This is a genomic window from Pseudomonas sp. HP_01, from assembly GCF_055284355.1.
Genome location: NZ_JBTOPV010000023.1, coordinates 39,647 through 56,431 on the forward strand (window position 1 = coordinate 39,647; position 16,785 = coordinate 56,431).

General features: G+C 61.0%; 14 protein-coding genes. 11 read left to right on the forward strand and 3 right to left on the reverse strand.

The features are described 5' to 3' along the window. Positions 1-96: 96 nt before the first annotated feature. Positions 97-3,099, reverse strand: coding sequence for an autotransporter serine peptidase EprS (gene eprS / locus ACYAR8_RS13850; RefSeq protein WP_463580186.1), 3,003 nt, complete (start codon positions 3,097-3,099; stop codon positions 97-99). 730 nt (positions 3,100-3,829) lie between these two features. Between eprS and ACYAR8_RS13855 the strand changes: the two genes are divergently transcribed. Then, the gene (locus ACYAR8_RS13855) at positions 3,830-4,633 is read left to right on the forward strand and encodes an IclR family transcriptional regulator (RefSeq protein WP_463580187.1); all 804 of its coding nucleotides are present in this window, start codon (positions 3,830-3,832) and stop codon (positions 4,631-4,633) included. A gap of 36 nt (positions 4,634-4,669) precedes the next feature. Here the strand turns inward: ACYAR8_RS13855 and ACYAR8_RS13860 are convergent, their stop codons facing one another. Further along, a complete protein-coding gene (locus ACYAR8_RS13860) occupies positions 4,670-5,722 on the reverse strand; it encodes an NAD(P)-dependent alcohol dehydrogenase (protein ID WP_463580188.1) in 1,053 nt (350 codons plus the stop codon). Between the two features lie 178 nt (positions 5,723-5,900). Here ACYAR8_RS13860 and ACYAR8_RS13865 point away from each other — a divergent pair, with 178 nt between their 5' ends. Further along, positions 5,901-6,806 (forward strand): AraC family transcriptional regulator, encoded by a 906-nt coding sequence (locus tag ACYAR8_RS13865; protein WP_074885010.1) that lies wholly within the window; start codon positions 5,901-5,903, stop codon positions 6,804-6,806. A gap of 241 nt (positions 6,807-7,047) precedes the next feature. On the opposite strand, the gene ACYAR8_RS13870 is transcribed toward ACYAR8_RS13865, so the two are convergent. After that, a complete protein-coding gene (locus ACYAR8_RS13870) occupies positions 7,048-8,712 on the reverse strand; it encodes an electron transfer flavoprotein-ubiquinone oxidoreductase (RefSeq protein WP_463580189.1) in 1,665 nt (554 codons plus the stop codon). A 583-nt stretch (positions 8,713-9,295) separates the two neighbouring features. On the opposite strand from ACYAR8_RS13870, the gene ACYAR8_RS13875 reads away from it, so the two are divergent. From ACYAR8_RS13875 to ACYAR8_RS13915, 9 genes are all read left to right on the forward strand, one after another. Then, positions 9,296-10,045, forward strand: a complete 750-nt coding sequence (locus tag ACYAR8_RS13875) for an electron transfer flavoprotein subunit beta/FixA family protein (protein WP_282372558.1) — start codon at positions 9,296-9,298, stop codon at positions 10,043-10,045. Then, a complete protein-coding gene (locus ACYAR8_RS13880; protein WP_074885002.1) occupies positions 10,045-10,974 on the forward strand; it encodes an electron transfer flavoprotein subunit alpha/FixB family protein in 930 nt (309 codons plus the stop codon). The genes ACYAR8_RS13875 and ACYAR8_RS13880 overlap by 1 nt, the downstream gene beginning before the upstream one ends. A 137-nt stretch (positions 10,975-11,111) precedes the next feature. Further along, complete coding sequence (locus ACYAR8_RS13885) at positions 11,112-11,933, forward strand: substrate-binding periplasmic protein (RefSeq protein WP_463580297.1); 822 nt, start codon at positions 11,112-11,114, stop codon at positions 11,931-11,933. Positions 11,934-11,954: 21 nt separating this feature from the next. Next, complete coding sequence (locus ACYAR8_RS13890) at positions 11,955-12,308, forward strand: DUF4398 domain-containing protein (RefSeq protein ID WP_463580298.1); 354 nt, start codon at positions 11,955-11,957, stop codon at positions 12,306-12,308. Further along, positions 12,305-13,120, forward strand: coding sequence for an OmpA family protein (locus ACYAR8_RS13895; RefSeq protein ID WP_463580190.1), 816 nt, complete (start codon positions 12,305-12,307; stop codon positions 13,118-13,120). Before ACYAR8_RS13890 ends, ACYAR8_RS13895 begins: the two co-directional genes overlap by 4 nt. 316 nt (positions 13,121-13,436) lie before the next feature. Continuing rightward, positions 13,437-14,876, forward strand: a complete 1,440-nt coding sequence (locus ACYAR8_RS13900) for an aminotransferase-like domain-containing protein (RefSeq protein ID WP_074884992.1) — start codon at positions 13,437-13,439, stop codon at positions 14,874-14,876. Positions 14,877-15,017: 141 nt separating this feature from the next. Then, on the forward strand, positions 15,018-15,701 hold the full coding sequence (locus tag ACYAR8_RS13905) for a translation initiation factor 2 (protein ID WP_463580191.1): 684 nt from the start codon (positions 15,018-15,020) through the stop codon (positions 15,699-15,701). A 95-nt stretch (positions 15,702-15,796) separates the two neighbouring features. After that, on the forward strand, positions 15,797-16,054 hold the full coding sequence (locus ACYAR8_RS13910) for a YkgJ family cysteine cluster protein (protein ID WP_074884986.1): 258 nt from the start codon (positions 15,797-15,799) through the stop codon (positions 16,052-16,054). 45 nt (positions 16,055-16,099) lie between these two features. Next, positions 16,100-16,708: an START domain-containing protein gene (locus ACYAR8_RS13915; RefSeq protein WP_074884983.1), complete on the forward strand. Its 609-nt coding sequence runs from the start codon at positions 16,100-16,102 to the stop codon at positions 16,706-16,708. Positions 16,709-16,785 lie beyond the last annotated feature (77 nt).

Below are 16,785 nucleotides of genomic sequence, written 5' to 3' on the forward strand. Positions count from 1 at the left end.
CATCCGCGTCGTTCTTTTTCCAACATTGGGTAGGTTGAAACATTCAGCTTCAGGAAAGCGGCGGGCGAAGGCCTGGCTCGCCGTGCCGCTTTGCGTTTAGAACTGCCAGTTAAGGCTCAAGCCAATGCCGTGGCTTTTTTCACGGCTGGCCAGTTGGCCGTTGTAGTCCAGGCTGACGCTGGCCTCACGGCTCAGCGCCATGCGGGCATGGGCACCCACCAGGGCCGCGTCACGCACCAGGGGCGAGCTTTCGATGCCGAAGTTACTGCCGCCTGCCGCAAAGGCCATGTGCTGCTCTGAATCGGTGTCGTTCAGGTTGTGCTGCCAGCCCAGGCTGCCGGAGAGGTCCAGCTTCTGATGATCATTGATTGCGATGGTTTTAAGCGCCCGCACACCCAGCGTGCCGAGCACGGCTTCACGGGTATCGCTGCCGGATGCAAGCGCTGCGGCATCTCCCTTCTCGCTGAAGCTATCCGTGCCAAGGTGTACATAGGCCAGGTTGGCGAAGGGCTCAAGCACTGCGGGCTGCAACTGAATACGGTACGCCGCTTCGGTGAAAACCTGTGCGGTTTGCGCATTGTGTTTGGTTTTCTCCCGGCCACTGGCGCCGCCGACCTGTACATCGCGCCTGCCGTCGATCCGGTGCCAGCTGTAGGCACCGCCGAAGGTCAGGCGCCAGGCGCCGATCTCATGACCCAGGTAGGCGCCCAGATGGTAGCTGTCTACCGATGCACGGGAATGGGTACCCGAGCCCATATTGACCGAGCTGTCGCTGTAGCCGCCTACCAGACCAAGGCGTGTGGCTTCGCCTACGTCGCCGTCGACACCCGCCAGCAAGCCGCCAATGGACGAGGTATAGCCAGCCGTATCGCTGCGGGAATCCGTTTTGCCCCACGCGCCCAAGGCCTTGAACCACACATTGTCTTGCGCTGCGGTATTGGCATCGGCACCGAACACGCTGGCGCCCAGGCGCTCGCCTACGGCATCACGCACATAGCGGCTGTCGTTGATCAACTGGGTGGCGACTGCCGGGTAGATCTCGCCCGACAGCTGCTGGAAACTTTCCCGGGCCGAGGCGCCACTTTGCGCGAGCAGCAGGTTTTCGTACACCGCGTTTCCTGCCCCCAATTGCTCGGCGGCCGAAGCCACTGCTCCTTGGTTAGGGGTCTGCGCCACGCTGTCGAATGCCGCCGTGCGCTCGATATTCAGCGCAACGCCGTTAGCGGCGTAGTCCAGCCGGCCGCCGATGAAAGCGTAGTTGGAGGTGACCGCGGCGAACTGCCCGTTCACACCGTTGGCGGTTTGCAACACGTTGTACTGGCGGCCAACCAGGGTCTGGCCAGGCGTGGCATTCAAGGCCATCGGCGTCGGGTCCAGTGCCAGGGTCATGTTGGCCCCCGACACTGTGGCACTGCCGGTGGCCACAATGCGGTCACTGGCCGTGGGCGAAAGCTCTACCGCGTAGGTTGAGCCAGGCGCGAAGGTTAAGTCACCGTTCACCTGCAAGGTGCCGATGGAGTTACCCGGCGCAACCTGCCCGCCGCTCAACGCGGTGAGGTTACCGACCTGGCCATTGCCGCCCAAGGTGCCACCCGCATTGACCTGCACGGCGGACGCCAGGGAGCCATTGACCGACAGCACACCACCGTTGACCTGGGTATCGCCGCGATAGGTATTGTTCCCTTCAAGGATCAGCCGGCCAGCGCCGGACTTGATCAGGCTGCCTTGATACTGGCGCTGAGCCGCTGCCGCAGCGCGGGCGGTGCCCACGGCGTAGTCGGTCTGGTCCTGTTGGCTGGCGGTGCTGGCCACGCCGTTCTGCCAACCTCTGCTGACCAGGGTTTGCTGCCAGGCGGCCTGTTCAGCAGTGTCCTCGGCCTGGCGCTGGATCAACGCCTGATCAGAAATATCGTTACTCCAGACATCGGTTTGGCCGGCGCCCAGGGTGGCATCGAAGGTGCCCAGCAACTGGCCTGGGCCGCGCATGGCCCGTTCCAGGTTGGCTACACCCCAGCCCACAGTACCATTGGGCGCCCAGGTGACCGAACCATCGAGCTGGGTCGCGGTGGTGAGCAGCACCTGCAAGGCCTGCTCGTTGTTCATGTAAGGGTAGCGCTCCATCACCAGCGCCAATGCGCCGGTGGCATGGGGCGCGGCCATGGACGTACCGGACTTGAGCGCATAGCCGCCGCCAGGCACGGTGCTGTTGATCAGCCTCCCCGGTGTGGTGATGCACCAGTATTTGGCAATGCCGCACTGGTTGTAGCGCTGGGCATTGGCACTATCGAGGCCAGACACCGCCAGCCAGTGGCCTTCCAGGTCCGGCTCGAAATACGGCAGCGCAGAACGCACACTGGCGTTGGCATAGCCGGTATTGCCAGCACTGAAGACGTTGATCACGCCCTTGCGCGACACGTTAGCCGCTTCATCCAGCCAGGTGCCCCGGTTGTAATGCTGGGCATAGGCGGCCTGTACGCCTTTCAACGTCGCGTAGGTCACATCCGGCGGCTGGCTACCCCAACTGTTGTTAATCGCCCGCACACCGGCATCGGCCAGCGCGCCATAAGCGGCCTTGAAGTACTGCGGGTCTGGACTCGGGCCAAACAGGAAGCTGTCGCTCTGGTTGGTGTTGGCCACATAGATTTGCGCGTTGTATGCCACGCCATGCATGCCAACGCCATCACGGGCCGCGCCCATGGTCCCGGTCACGTGGGTGCCGTGGGTGTCGTTATTAGGGTTGATGGCACCTGTGATGCTAAAAGGCGAACCATTTACATAGGTGCCGTTGGCCGTTACCGCATGGTAGCGGGATGGGCTCGCTTCGGGATGTGAGGGGTCGAACCCCGAGTCCATCGCGCCGATTTTTACGCCGTTGCCGGTGATACCGGCAGCATAAGCCTGGTCAGCCTGGATACGGCCCAATCCCCAGTCGCTCTGAAATTCTTCCGAGCGCCAACTGGCCGCGTTGCCTAACTTTCCCTGTTCTGCGTAGTCTGCATAAGCCGAGCAGCCAAAGGTAAAAGACAACGCGCAAAGTGCGGTCGTGGTTGCGGGTTTAACGGAATAACGGACAGCATTGGACGGCTTGAACCTTCGCATCCCTGCACACCTTTTTTATTTATTAGCTCCCTAGTGAGCGCCGTAAGAAAATAGTCCGCTGCGGAGGGGATGGCAACTAATTTGTTTCAAATTTGATACAAAGCCAGCCGCGAGAGAATACGCAGGTCACAGGGCATAATGCGTCCTGATGAGGCATCTGGAAGGGTCCAGGCACAACTAAGGTGCAATGCGGGATAGTGGCCTTTTAGTTCCATTTCAAGGAATCAGTTGTTTTTTAATTGATCTGGCGTAGTGGTCTTGGCGACCTCCGCAGTTATAGGTCCTGCGGGGGGACAGGTAATAAGGAGATATTCAAGTAATAAATAGCGGGAACTTTGTCTGAGCCATTATTTAGCCATGTCACAATGCCATCATCATGTAACCTCGGGCGTTCGAGCAAGCCGTCACTGCGCAGCCGTTGTATTAGATAAGGTCAGGCCGGGTGCCCGAAACAGTGGTGCAGTGATTATGTTCGCGCAACTTCCATTAGTGCCGGCCACGGCAAGCGATACTTCGTCCCTAACGTGTTCAAACCCTCAGCTCTATGTTCGGCGGGCACCCGTTTATGTTGAAAAGCGGTCATCAGCCCTGGGGGCAGGTTTGCCACGGAGAAAAAAGAGCTGTCAAGACCGATGCACCTCCAGATACTGGGTGAAGCTGTGCCCGCGTGGACAGGCTTCAAGCCTGGCGACGATAATGTCGCCGGTTTTCTGATTCGATAAGGCGCGCCATGCACGATGCATCCGACACCGCCGTCACTGGCAAAGACCCTGCACCCACCGGCACGCAAACGCTGATTCGCGGCCTGGGCGTGATTCAGGCGGTCGCCAGCGGCGCTCGCGATCTCAAGGAAATCGCCCGGCTGATCGGCACCACCCGCAGCACCACCCACCGGCTCGCCAGTTGTCTGGTGGAGGAGCGTTACCTGCGGGTGTTGCCGCAGACGGGTTATGTGCTGGGGCCCAAACTGATCGAGCTGGGGTTCCAGGCCCAGGAAGAAGTGCCGCTGCTGGTGCTGGCCAGACCCTTTCTCGACGAACTGTCGGCACTCACCGGCGACACCGTGCACCTGGCGATGCGCGACGGCGACGAGGTCTTGTACCTGCATAAAAATCCTGGTCGCAATGGCCCGGAGATGCGTTCGCGGGTGGGCCATCGCATGCCGCTGGCGCGCACCGGCATCGGCAAGGCGTTGCTGCTGGACAGTCCGGAAAGCGAATGGCAACGGCTGTACGAAATCAGCGTGCCGACCACCGGCAAGAACCCGCTGTGGCCGGCCCATGAAGAGCAAACCTGGGAGCAGGTGCAGGCGCGCATGCACGAGTACGTAAAGGGCGGTTATGCGTTTGATCTGGAAGACAACGAACCGTCGATCCGCTGCGTGGCCGCGCCGGTGCGTGATGCCAGCAAGCAGATTGTCGCCGGCATCAGCATCGCCAGCACCGTGCCGTACATGCCGCTGGAAAAGATGGCCGACTTGGTGCCGGTGATCAAGGACGCGGCGGCACGGCTGTCGGCGGAGTTGGGCGGGTAGTGCGTCGCCCCGCATTGCGCGGGGCGAACCGGCGAATCAGGCCTTCAACGTGGCCATATCAATCACGAAACGGTACTTCACATCGCCCGCAATCATGCGGGTGTACGCTTCGTTGATGTTCTTGATATCCAGCATCTCGATGTCGCAGGTGATGCCGTGCTCGGCGCAGAAATCCAGCACTTCCTGGGTCTCGGCGATGCCGCCGATCAGTGAGCCCGCCAGCACGCGGCGCTTCATCACCAGATTGGCCGCATGCAGCGCCGGGTCGACGGGTTCGATCAGACCGACGAGGATGTGCACGCCGTCGAAACGCAGGGTTTCGAGGTAGGGATTCAAGTCGTGCTGCACCGGAATGGTGTCCAGCAGGAAGTCGAAATGACCGGCAGCGGCTTTCATCTGCTCTGCATCCGTCGAGACGATGACGTGATCGGCGCCCTGACGACGACCTTCCTCGGCCTTGCTCGCCGAGCGGGTGAACAGGGTGACTTCCGCGCCCATGGCCTTGGCGAACTTGATGCCCATGTGGCCCAGACCGCCCATGCCGAGGATGCCCACTTTGTCACCGGCCTTGACGCCGTAATGCTTGAGCGGCGAGTAGGTGGTGATGCCGGCGCACAGGATCGGCGCTGCGGCGGCCAGGTCGAGTTTTTCCGGGATACGTACGACGAAGTGCTCGCTGACCACGATGCTGTTGGAGTAACCGCCCATGGTGTTGCTGCCGTCGACGCGGTCCGGGGTGGCGTAGGTCATGGTCGGGCCTTCGAGGCAATACTGCTCGAGGTCTTGGGCACAGGCTTCGCAGTGACGGCAGGAATCGACCATGCAGCCGACGCCGACCAGATCGCCGACTTTGTGCTTGCTGACGTTGGCGCCCACTTCGGTGACTTTGCCGACGATCTCGTGGCCCGGCATCAGCGGGTATACAGCGATGCCCCACTCGTTGCGCGCCTGGTGGATGTCGGAGTGACAGACGCCGCAGTACAGGATCTCGATGGCCACGTCGTCCGGCCGCGGGCTGCGGCGGCTGAAGGTCATGGGGGCGAGGGGTGCGGTGGCGGACTGGGCGGCGTAACCGATGGCTGTGTACATGAAGAACCTCGCAAAAACGATAACGGTTGAGGCGATGCATTGTCCTCAGGCAGGGCATCGGCGGCCATGGTCATTCCTCCGTCTGTCATGCCTGATCCTCCGGATTTCACAGATCGGGTAGGGCGTCACGCTGCTGATCTGCGATGATAGCGGTGTCAAATCCTCCGTATGGCTGCCCATGTCTCCTCTTTCCCATTCCGATGCCAACACTGAGTTGGTCTCCCTCATCAAGCCACTGGCACCGCGCCCGGGTTTCGTCGACACCCTCGTCCCGGGCGTGCAGGCGATGTCGTGGGATTACTACGTCGCCAGCAGCCCGCAGATCTACGAACCCAGCCTGGTGATCATCGCCCAGGGCAGCAAACTCGCCCGCCTGGGCCCGCGGACGCTGGAGTACGGTGCCGGTCATTATCTGGTGCAGGCGTTGTCGGTGCCGTTCATGTGCGAGACCTTCGCCACGGCCGAGGCGCCGATGTATGGCGTCGCGGTGTCGATTGATCGCACGCTGCTCAGCGAGCTGGTGCACGCCATGGGCGAGGCGCCGAACGTCAAGGTCAAGGCGCAGACGCCGGAATCCATGACGTCCGCCGAGCTGGATGCGCCAATGCGCGAAAGCGTCGAGCGGTTGCTGCGCTGTCTGCACGATCCGCTGGACGCGCAAGTGATGGGGCAGGCTCGGGTCAGAGAGGTGGTGTATGCCGCATTGCGCGGTCCCCAGGCCGGGGTGCTGCGGGCGCTGGTCGAGCAGACAGGCCACTTTGCGCGCATTGCCGCGTCGCTGCAGCACCTTCGCGACCATTACGATCAGGCCTTGAGCGTCGAGGATCTGGCTCGCTGCGCCAATATGAGCACCTCGACCTTCCACGAACACTTCAAACGCAGCACCTTGCTGTCGCCGGTTCAGTACCTGAAACGCGTGCGGCTGCTCAAGGCACAGCAGATGCTGATCGGCGAGGGCATGGGTGTGGCGCAAGTGGCGCACAAGGTCGGGTATCAGAGCACGTCGCAGTTCAGCCGCGAGTACAAACGCTACTTCGAGCGCAATCCGGGGGAAGAGGGCGAGCGGCTGAAAATATCAGCGTGAGGGTGATTGCTGAACCTCAAAAGCTTCCCGGCTAAAGCCGGTCCTACGAAGGTTATGCGGTGTCTTTGTGGGACCGGCTTCAGCCGGGAAGAGGCCGGTGATCACCATCGATTTCGCAGCGTGCCCACTGACGCCTTCCCGGCTAAAGCCGGTCCCACTGAACGCGCGCAGTGTCAGTAGGACCGGCTTTAGCCGGGAAGCTTGCAGCTCAAAGCGTGAAGCTTGAAGCTTGCCGCTTCTCTTACATATTGGGATAGGTCGGGCCGCCTGCGCCTTCCGGTGCTACCCACGTAATGTTCTGCGACGGATCCTTGATGTCACAGGTCTTACAGTGGACGCAGTTCTGCGCGTTGATCTGGAAGCGCTTGGCGCCATCTTCCTGGGTCACCACCTCGTAAACCCCTGCCGGGCAATAGCGCTGGGCAGGCTCGTCGTACTTGGGCAGGTTGACGCTGATCGGGATGCTCGGATCCTTCAGCTTCAAGTGGCACGGCTGCTCTTCTTCGTGGTTGGTGCCGGAGATGAATACCGAACTCAACTTGTCGAAGCTCAGCTTGCCGTCGGGTTTCGGGTAGTCGATCTTCTTCGAGTCGGCCGCCAGCTTCATGCACGCGTAGTCTGGCTTGGTGTCGTGCAGGGTGAAGGGGATCTTGCCGCCAAACAGGTTCTGGTCGACGAAGTTGAACGCGCCACCGAGGATCGCGCCGAACTTGTGGACAGCGGGCCCGAAGTTACGGCTGGCGAACAGTTCTTCGTGCAGCCAGCTGGCCTTGAAACCCTCGACATAGCCGTTCAGAGCGTCGCCACCCTCGTTGCCAGCGAACAGCGCATCGGCCACCGCTTCGGCGGCGAGCATGCCGGACTTCATGGCCGTGTGGCTGCCCTTGATCTTGGCGAAGTTCAGGGTGCCCAGGTCGCAACCGATCAGTGCGCCGCCGGGGAAGACCATCTTCGGCAGCGAATTCAGGCCACCCTTGCAGATGGCCCGTGCGCCGTAGCTGATGCGCTTGCCGCCTTCCAGGTACTGCTTGAGGACCGGGTGATGCTTCAGGCGCTGGAATTCATCGAACGGCGACAGGTACGGGTTGGCGTAGGACAGGTCGACGATCAGCCCGACCACGACCTGATTGTTTTCCAGGTGGTAAAGGAACGAGCCTCCGGTGTTCTCGGTGGCCATGATGTCCAGCGGCCAGCCGGCGGTGTGCACCACCAGGCCTAGCTGATGTTTGGCCGGATCGACTTCCCAGATTTCCTTCAGGCCGATCCCGTAATGCTGGGCGTCGGCCTCGCTGTCGAGGTTGAAGCGGTTGATCAGCTGCTTGCCGATGTGGCCACGGCAGCCTTCGGCGAACAGCGTGTATTTGCCGCGCAGTTCCATGCCGGGGGTGTACAGGCCTTCTTTCGGATTGCCTTCACGGTCGACGCCCAGATCACCGGTGAGAATCCCGCGCACCACGCCGCTCTCATCGATCAGCGCTTCCTGAGCCGCGAAGCCCGGGTAGATTTCGACGCCGAGGTTCTCGGCCTGCTGCGCCATCCAGCGGCACAGGTTACCCAGCGAGATGATGTAATTGCCTTCGTTGTGCATGGTCTTGGGCACGAACGCGCCCGGGACTTTCTGGCTGGCGTCGGCACCGGTCAGCACATAGATGTCGTCACTTTTTACCGGCGTGTTGAGCGGGGCGCCGAGGGCTTTCCAGTCGGGGAACAGCTCGTTGAGGGCGCGGGGTTCGAACACGGCGCCGGAGAGGATGTGAGCACCGACCTCGGAGCCTTTTTCCACCACGCAGACGCTGATTTCCTGACCGGCGTCAGCGGCTCTCTGTTTCAGGCGGCAAGCGGCAGACAGCCCGGCGGGCCCGGCTCCGACGATGACGACGTCGAACTCCATAAATTCGCGTTCCACAGGCTATCTCCTACTCAAGGCTCAACGGCGTATTTTTTAGGCGTATTTTTATAGATGCTTAAACCGACACCGGGAAGGTCGTTGCCCCGGGGTGTCATCTTGAAGGCGCGCATTATATCTACACCACCTCGCAGGTCCAATACAAACGTTTGTTTGAATCGGCCGAAACCCTGATAAATCATGGTGAGACGGCTTGTGACTGGCGTTTATGTCGTATTGACCCGACCCGGCGTTGCGGTCAAGATACGGGCGGTTTTGCGCTCGCTCCGGGTCGTTCGTCAGTCCCGCAATTGTTTGCAGCAGCGCACAGACCGTCGGTAGCAGAACACCGGTAAAAGCAACGTGAGCATCGCCCCCACGCAGTCGTCAGCACTACCACCAGCACCACGCCGGCGGCGCGCTGCAGTTTACACGGGCGGTCACTGTCTGGCTTGGATTGCCGCCGTAGCGTGGCCGCTTTTGCTGACATCAGCATTCAGCAACCACGAATACGTTGTTTTCACAGGTGTTCTTTACACTGACGAGTACCCATCGCCGGGCAAGGCCTGGCGACTTCTTTTCACCGGAGAGAAACGAGGAATCCATGAAGGTTCTTGTAGCTGTCAAACGAGTGGTCGACTACAACGTCAAGGTTCGCGTCAAAGCGGACAACTCCGGCGTCGATCTCGCCAACGTTAAAATGTCGATGAACCCCTTCTGCGAAATCGCTGTGGAAGAAGCCGTCCGCCTGAAAGAGAAAGGCGTGGCGACTGAGATCGTCGTCGTTTCCATTGGTCCGACCACCGCTCAGGAGCAACTGCGTACCGCGTTGGCACTGGGTGCCGATCGCGCCATCCTCGTAGAGTCCGCTGACGAACTGACCTCCCTGGCCGTGGCCAAGTTGCTCAAGGCCGTTGTCGATAAAGAGCAGCCGCAGCTGGTCATCCTCGGCAAACAGGCGATCGACAGCGATAACAACCAGACCGGCCAGATGCTGGCTGCGCTGAGCGGTTATGCCCAGGGCACCTTCGCTTCCAAAGTCGAAGTGTCCGGCGACAGCGTCAACGTCACCCGTGAAATCGACGCTGGCGCGCAGACCGTTTCCCTCAAGCTGCCGGCCATCGTCACCACCGATCTGCGTCTGAACGAGCCGCGCTACGCGTCGCTGCCAAACATCATGAAAGCCAAGAAGAAGCCTCTCGAAGTGCTGACGCCTGATGCGTTGGGTGTTTCGACTGCGTCCACCAACAAGACCCTGAAAGTTGAAGCGCCGGCTGCTCGCAGTGCAGGCATCAAGGTCAAGTCGGTTGCTGAACTGGTTGATAAACTGAAAAACGAAGCGAAGGTGATCTGATGACGACCCTGGTTATCGCTGAGCACGAAAATGGCGCAATCGCTCCCGCCACCCTGAATACCGTTGCTGCTGCCGCAAAAATCGGTGGTGACATCCACGTCCTGGTCGCGGGTCAGAACGTTGCTGCCGTTGGCGAAGCAGCTGCCAAAATCGCAGGCGTGTCCAAGGTCCTCGTGGCCGACCATGCAGCCTACGAACACCAGCTGCCGGAAAACGTCGCACCGCTGGTCGTCGAGCTGGCTTCGGCCTACAGCCACGTGCTGGCCGCTGCAACCTCCAACGGCAAGAACATCCTGCCGCGCGTTGCGGCGCACCTGGATGTCGATCAGATCTCCGAGATCATCTCGGTCGAAAGCGCTGACACCTTCAAACGCCCGATCTATGCCGGTAACGCTATTTCAACCGTTCAGTCGTCGGCAGCGGTGAAAGTCATCACTGTGCGTGCGACTGGCTTTGACGCAGTGGCGGCCGAAGGCGGTTCTGCTTCCATTGAAGCCGTCAGCGCAGCCCACGACGCCGGCAAGTCGTCCTTCGTCAGCGAAGAGCTGGCCAAGTCCGACCGTCCCGAGCTGACCGCTGCCAAGATCGTCGTCTCCGGCGGCCGCGGCATGCAGAACGGCGACAACTTCAAACACCTGTACACCCTGGCTGACAAGCTGGGTGCAGCGGTCGGCGCTTCCCGCGCGGCTGTCGACGCAGGCTTCGTGCCCAACGACATGCAGGTCGGCCAGACCGGCAAGATCGTCGCGCCTCAGCTGTACATCGCGGTCGGCATCTCCGGCGCGATCCAGCATCTGGCCGGCATGAAAGACTCCAAAGTGATCGTCGCGATCAACAAGGACGAAGAAGCACCGATCTTCCAGGTGGCCGATTACGGCCTTGTGGCGGATCTGTTCGAAGCGATCCCCGAGTTGGAGAAGCTGGTTTAATCCACTTCGCTGACTTATAAAGAGAACCCGTTCGCTCGGGCTGTCGCAAGCGCTGATCATCGTTCACTTGATGAGCCAGCGCTCAGGCAGTCGGAGCTGACGGGTTTTTTTATGGGCAAAAAAAGGACGTTTTCATGTTGTCGCCAAAGCGGACGCTGGCTTCACTGCTGAGCGGGTTGCTGTTGCTGCCGTCGCTGGGCTGGTCTGCGGGCAAGTGTGACCGGGTGATCGTCACCGGCAGCCCGGACGCGCCGCCTTACCTGTGGCGGGATCCTCAGGACCCCAAACACCTGATGGGCGCCAATGCCGACCTGCTCAAGGAGGTCGCGCAGCAGATCGGCGTCAAGGTCGAGCTGCTGTATGGCGGCAAGCGCAGTCAGGCGCTTGAAGAAGTGCGCAGCGGGCGCATGGACATGCTGGCGGACACGCCGCTCAACAGCGCCGAGCTGGAATCCCTGGATTTCATCCATCCGCCCATTGCCCAGAACGAAATCATGGTCTGGACCCGCAACGGCCATGAGCAGCCGTTCAATTCGTTGGCCGATCTGCAGGGCCGTGCCGGTGCCATGTCCGAAAAAACCCGGGTAACCGCGGGATTCGATGAGGCGATCAGGGCGCACCTGACGCTGGAGAAGCAGGCCAGTCTTCCCCAGGCCTTTCAGAAACTGGCGGCGGGGCAGGTCGATTACGTCCTTGCCGGTCGCTATGCCGGGATGGCTGTGACCCAGGCGCTGAACATCGCCAAAGACCTGCAAACCCAGCCCATGCCCCTCGATCGCCCGGGCTTTTATCTGGCGCTGTCGTTCAACTCCGCCTGCAACGATCCATGGCTGCGCGGACAGCTGGCGAAAAAAATGACAGAATTGGCGGCTTCCGGTCGCTCCAGTGAAGCCGTCACGCGCAATCTGGACCTGTGGAAAATCCAGTTGCAGCAGTCCGGTAGCGCCCTTCATCAGTAGGAATGTGTTTTGAGCTTTCTTTTGAAAATCCAGCCTGTATTCGCCGCTGTCGTGCTTGCCGCTCTCGTCGGCTGTGCCAACGACCCGGCGCCCACCGAACAACTCAAACTCACCGAACAGGCTGTCGCCCAGGCCACAGCGGTCGGCGCTACGGATGAAGAGGCGGACCTGGTGACAGCGCAGACAAAGCTGACCCAGGCCCGCGCCGACATGGCGGAAAAGTCCTACAAGGACGCACGCATGCAGGCGGAGCAGGCCGAGCTGGACGCGCGTCTGGCGGAGGCCCGAGTGCTGACGCAGAAGAGCGACGCCCAGGTGGCTCAGGTCAACACCCGGCTCGAGCGTCTGCGCAAGCAGTTGGGGGCTGGCCAATGAATACCGTTGCGCGAAGCCTCAGTCTGGGCCTCTTGCTGGCCAGTGCCGGTCTTGCTGGCTGTGCCGGCCATCAGAGCAGTGAGCAGGCGTTGCAGGGGGCCATTGCCGACTACCAGCAGGTCCGGGAAGACACCAACGTCCTGCGCAGCGCGCCGAAGGATGTCATCCGCGCTGGCGAATTGCTGGGCCGGGCCGAGCGCCTGTCGAGCTACATCGGCAGCGCTGACGACGTCAGTCATTACGCGTACCTGAGCAGCCGCTACAGCGCGATCGCCCGCGAGCACAGCAAGCTCCTGCTGAATCAGGAAAAGCTCGCGCGACTGGAGCTGGAACGCCAGCGTCTGCAACTGGCCTTGCGTGAGGCCAAGCTGGCCGGCGCGCAGCAACAGGGCAAGTGGGCCGAAGATCAGGTGATCAGCCTGTCGACGCAGCAGAACGAGCGCGGGCTGGTGATGACCTTGGGCGACATGCTCTTCGATACCGGTCGCGCCGAACTGAAAAGCTCGGCCAACCGCACGGTGCTGAAGGTCGTGCAGTTCCTGCAATTCAATCCCAAGCGCGTGGTGCGCATCGAGGGCTACACCGACAGCACCGGCGACGCTCAGGAAAACCTCACGCTGTCGAAAGACCGGGCCCAGTCCGTCGCTGACGTGCTGTCTGACCTGGGCATCGAGGAAGACCGCATTCAGGTTGAAGGTTACGGCGATCAGTACCCCGTCGACGTGAACACCTCGGAAAGCGGACGTGCGCAGAACCGCCGTGTCGAAATCGTCTTCTCGGACGACAAGGGCCATCTCAGCGCGCCGCGTTGAGAGGGTTGACGGTGCTGGCCCGGCTTTTCAACGTGTGGTGTTTTTTGTCGGCTTTGCAGGGTATCCCGGCTTCGGAGTCAAGGAGCCGGCTTGCTGGCGAACGCATTCGATCAGGCGCGTAAAGGGGGTGTGATCTACCGCATTCGCCAGCCAGCCGGCTCTTACGGCAACTAACCAAGCTGTCAATCCCGCTATTCAAACACCGACCCCTCTAGCCGGAACAGGAACTGTCACCGTACACTTCCGAACTGTTCCGGTGATCCTGCTTCTCTGATCGCCGCACGCATGATCAAAGCACGGGATCGAGGGACGCGAAATGACCAGTCTGTTGCTGTACCAACGCATCGCCCAACAGCTGGCCGAAGACATTCGCCGGGGCGTGTATCAGCCAGGCGAGCGCGTGCCCTCCGTGCGCAAGATGAGCTCCCAGCTCAACGTCAGTCATGCCACCGTCCTGCAGGCCTACGCCAACCTTGAAGACCAGGGTTTGATCCGCGCGCGGCCGCAGTCCGGGTACTACGTGCATCAAACTCCGGCCCTCACGGCGGCGACCCCCGATATCGCCCGGGTGGAGCGCCCCGGCCTGGTCACCCGCGCCAGCATCATTCAACAGGTGCTGGTCGAAGCCCGACGGGAAGGGGTGTTCGCGTTCGGCGCTGCGGTGCCGCATATCGATTACCTGCCCCTGCGCGCGTTGCATCAGCAACTGGCCAAGGTCACCCGCTTTCAGAGCCCTCGCGCGTTCAATTACATGTTCAGCCCAGGCTTCGAGCCGCTGCGTCGTCAGGTGGCCATTCGCATGCGTGACGCTGGCGTGGTGATCGACCCCTCGGAGGTGGTGATCACCCATGGCTGCGTCGATGCGCTGCAGATGTCGCTGCGGGTGCTGACCAGTCCGGGCGACCTGATCGCTGCAGAATCCCCGACCTATTACGGCCTGCTGCAACTGGCTGATCTGCTTGGCCTGAAAGTGATTGAGATCCCCAGCGATCCCAATACCGGGATCAGCCTGGAAGCGCTGCAACTGGCGGCCAACCAGTGGTCGATCAAGGCGCTGGTGATGACGTCGCGGCTGAGCAATCCTTTGGGCAGCACCATGCCGGAAGAGCGGCAGAAACACCTGCTGCGCCTGGCCTCGGACTTTGATATTCAAATCGTGGAAGACGACATCTACGGCGAGTTGATGTACGACCAGAACAAGACCAAGGCGTTGAAGGCCTTCGACCGGTTGGGCCATGTCATCTACTGCTCCAGCTTCTCCAAGACCCTGTCGCCGGGGGTGCGGATTGGCTGGATGATCGCCGGCAAGTACCAGGCGGAAATCCAGCGCCTGCAAACCTTCACGACCCACTCGGCGTGCAGCGTGACGCAGATGGCGGTAGCGTCCTACCTTGAAAATGGCGGATATGACAGGCACTTACGCTTTATCCGTCAGGAGCACCGCAAGAATCTGAGCGCGTTTCAGCTGGCGGTGCAGCAGATGTTCCCCGAAGGCACCCAGATCAGCCGGCCTGCGGGCGGATTCATTCTATGGATCAGTCTGCCAGGACGGGTGAACACTCAGGAGTTGCACGTGCGCGCCCTGGAGCAGGGCATCAGCATTGCGCCGGGCCTGATTTTCAGTAACACGGAGCAGTTCAATCACTGCATTCGCCTGAATTGCGGGCTGCCGTGGAACCGTGAAGCGGAAAGGGCGTTGATGACGGTGGGCATGCTGGCTAAACAGTTATGCCAGGATGCCGGGCAATCCTGGTGAACTCGTAGAGTTACCCGCTTTCCATACAAACGGGGGAGGCGGACAGGACAGCTTGTCAGCCGCCGTGCAAAGGGCCAGCATATGGCCCCTGTCTTACTTACTGCCGTTCAGACTATGAAATCACTGCGTTGTATAAGTGTGATGTTGTTGGTGTTGCTGAGCGGCTGTGATGCCGAGAAAGCGCCCGCTCCGCCGGCGAAAGCCACCGCTTCGGCGCCTGCCGCGCGTTCCGACGCACTGCCAGAGGCTGCCAAGTCCGTCGTTGGGTCTGAGCCAGCACCTGAGTCTGCGCCTGCGTCAGCGGACAAGCCTGTTGCGGACGCGCCAGCGGTCCATTCCCTCGCGCCGAATATCACGACCGTGCCCGTTGTCGCGTCGGGCAAGGCGTCGGTTGTAGCGCCGAGAAACGTCACTGACGTTACAGCGGCTGACGCCAAGCCCTCGGGCACCAATGCCAAATCCGCCAAGGTTAAAGCGGATAATGCCGAAGTCGCTCGGCGGGCGCCCGTTGCCAGCAAGAGCAAGTCAGCGTCTCAAGTGGTCAAGGAAACGCGCCTGAACAAGGTGCCCCTTGACCTGAGCCTGCCGCCCGAGATGGTCAAGCAACTGACCCCGCCAGCTAACGTCATAACCTCCGCGTCGAAGACCAAGGCCCAGTCCTCCGGTGCCAAGCCGCTCCTGCCGAAAATGTTTCCCGACGCGAACGCCGACCCTGATTTCCAGATGCATGGCCGTTTGCTGAGCAATGAAATGGATTTGCAATTGCGCAATGAGGCGCGCAAGGAAGTGGAAGGCGCTGCCTTGGATTTCAAATTCAAACAGTAATGTTGGCCGGGCAGTGCAAAAACGTCCGATTTTCAAACGTGTGTTTTAGCGCGTAAGATCCGGCCATCGTTCTCAATGACACACAGGTTCTCTTCATGGAATGCCGTCCAGGCTGCGGCGCGTGCTGCATAGCGCCGTCCATTACCTCACCGATTCCCGGCATGCCCGACGGCAAGCCCGCAGGGGTGCGCTGCCTGCACCTCTCGCTGGACATGCTCTGCGGTATTTTCGGGCAGCCGGGGAGGCCGGCGGTGTGCGGCCAGTTCGCGGCTGAGCCTGAGGTGTGTGGCAACGATCCCGAGGAGGCGATCCGTCTGATTGGCTGGTGGGAAAAGATGACATCGGTCGCGTGAATCGCGGCCTTGGCACGACTGAACTTCAACAATAAGGAACAACGTATGAGTTCGCTGTACCGCATTGCTTTCGGATTGGGGCTGACTGTATGGGTGGCAGCTTCAGCACAGGCTGAGGAGTGGAAAGTCGCGAAGAACGAGGAGGGGATCAAGGTCTCACTCAGCGAATTTCCAGGTTCCCAGTACAAGGCCTATCAGGGTGTGACCACCATCAAGGCGGGCATCGGCAAGCTCCGTGCCTTGCAGGAAGACGTGGTCAGCGCTTGTGCCTGGATTCACGAGTGCAAGCTGCAGAAGATCCTCAAGCACGAGGGCGACAAGACCTGGACCTACTCCCAGTTCAATACGCCGTGGCCGGTGACGCCCAGGGATTCGGTGCTGAAAGTGACCACGGTGGAGGGCGCCGACGGCAGCGTGACCCGTGAGCTGGAAGGTGATCCAAAGTACATTCCGGAAGAGAAGGGCTTTGTGCGGGTGGCCCAGGTCGAGGGGTTCTGGAAATTCGTACCCAAGGGCGACAACCTGACCGAGGTCACCTACCAGGTGCATACCGAGCCTGGCGGCAGCGTTCCGTCCTGGCTGGCGAACAAGTTCGTGGTGGACGCGCCGTTCAACACGCTCAAGGCGCTCAAGGAGCGTGCCGAGAAGAACTGACGGGTTCGCTTGCGAGCCACAGCCAACCACAAAAAAGGCTGCCCGAGGGCAGCCTTTTTTGTGTCTTCGTCGGTGCT

Bases quoted from the DNA above. Each gene is read 5' to 3' on its own strand.
- eprS (WP_463580186.1), bottom strand. From the start codon at position 3,099: ATGCGAAGGTTCAAGCCGTCCAATGCTGTCCGTTATTCCGTTAAACCC.
- ACYAR8_RS13855 (WP_463580187.1), top strand. From the start codon at position 3,830: ATGCACGATGCATCCGACACCGCCGTCACTGGCAAAGACCCTGCACCC.
- ACYAR8_RS13860 (WP_463580188.1), bottom strand. From the start codon at position 5,722: ATGTACACAGCCATCGGTTACGCCGCCCAGTCCGCCACCGCACCCCTC.
- ACYAR8_RS13865 (WP_074885010.1), top strand. From the start codon at position 5,901: ATGTCTCCTCTTTCCCATTCCGATGCCAACACTGAGTTGGTCTCCCTC.
- ACYAR8_RS13875 (WP_282372558.1), top strand. From the start codon at position 9,296: ATGAAGGTTCTTGTAGCTGTCAAACGAGTGGTCGACTACAACGTCAAG.
- ACYAR8_RS13880 (WP_074885002.1), top strand. From the start codon at position 10,045: ATGACGACCCTGGTTATCGCTGAGCACGAAAATGGCGCAATCGCTCCC.
- ACYAR8_RS13895 (WP_463580190.1), top strand. From the start codon at position 12,305: ATGAATACCGTTGCGCGAAGCCTCAGTCTGGGCCTCTTGCTGGCCAGT.
- ACYAR8_RS13900 (WP_074884992.1), top strand. From the start codon at position 13,437: ATGACCAGTCTGTTGCTGTACCAACGCATCGCCCAACAGCTGGCCGAA.
- ACYAR8_RS13905 (WP_463580191.1), top strand. From the start codon at position 15,018: ATGTTGTTGGTGTTGCTGAGCGGCTGTGATGCCGAGAAAGCGCCCGCT.
- ACYAR8_RS13910 (WP_074884986.1), top strand. From the start codon at position 15,797: ATGGAATGCCGTCCAGGCTGCGGCGCGTGCTGCATAGCGCCGTCCATT.
- ACYAR8_RS13915 (WP_074884983.1), top strand. From the start codon at position 16,100: ATGAGTTCGCTGTACCGCATTGCTTTCGGATTGGGGCTGACTGTATGG.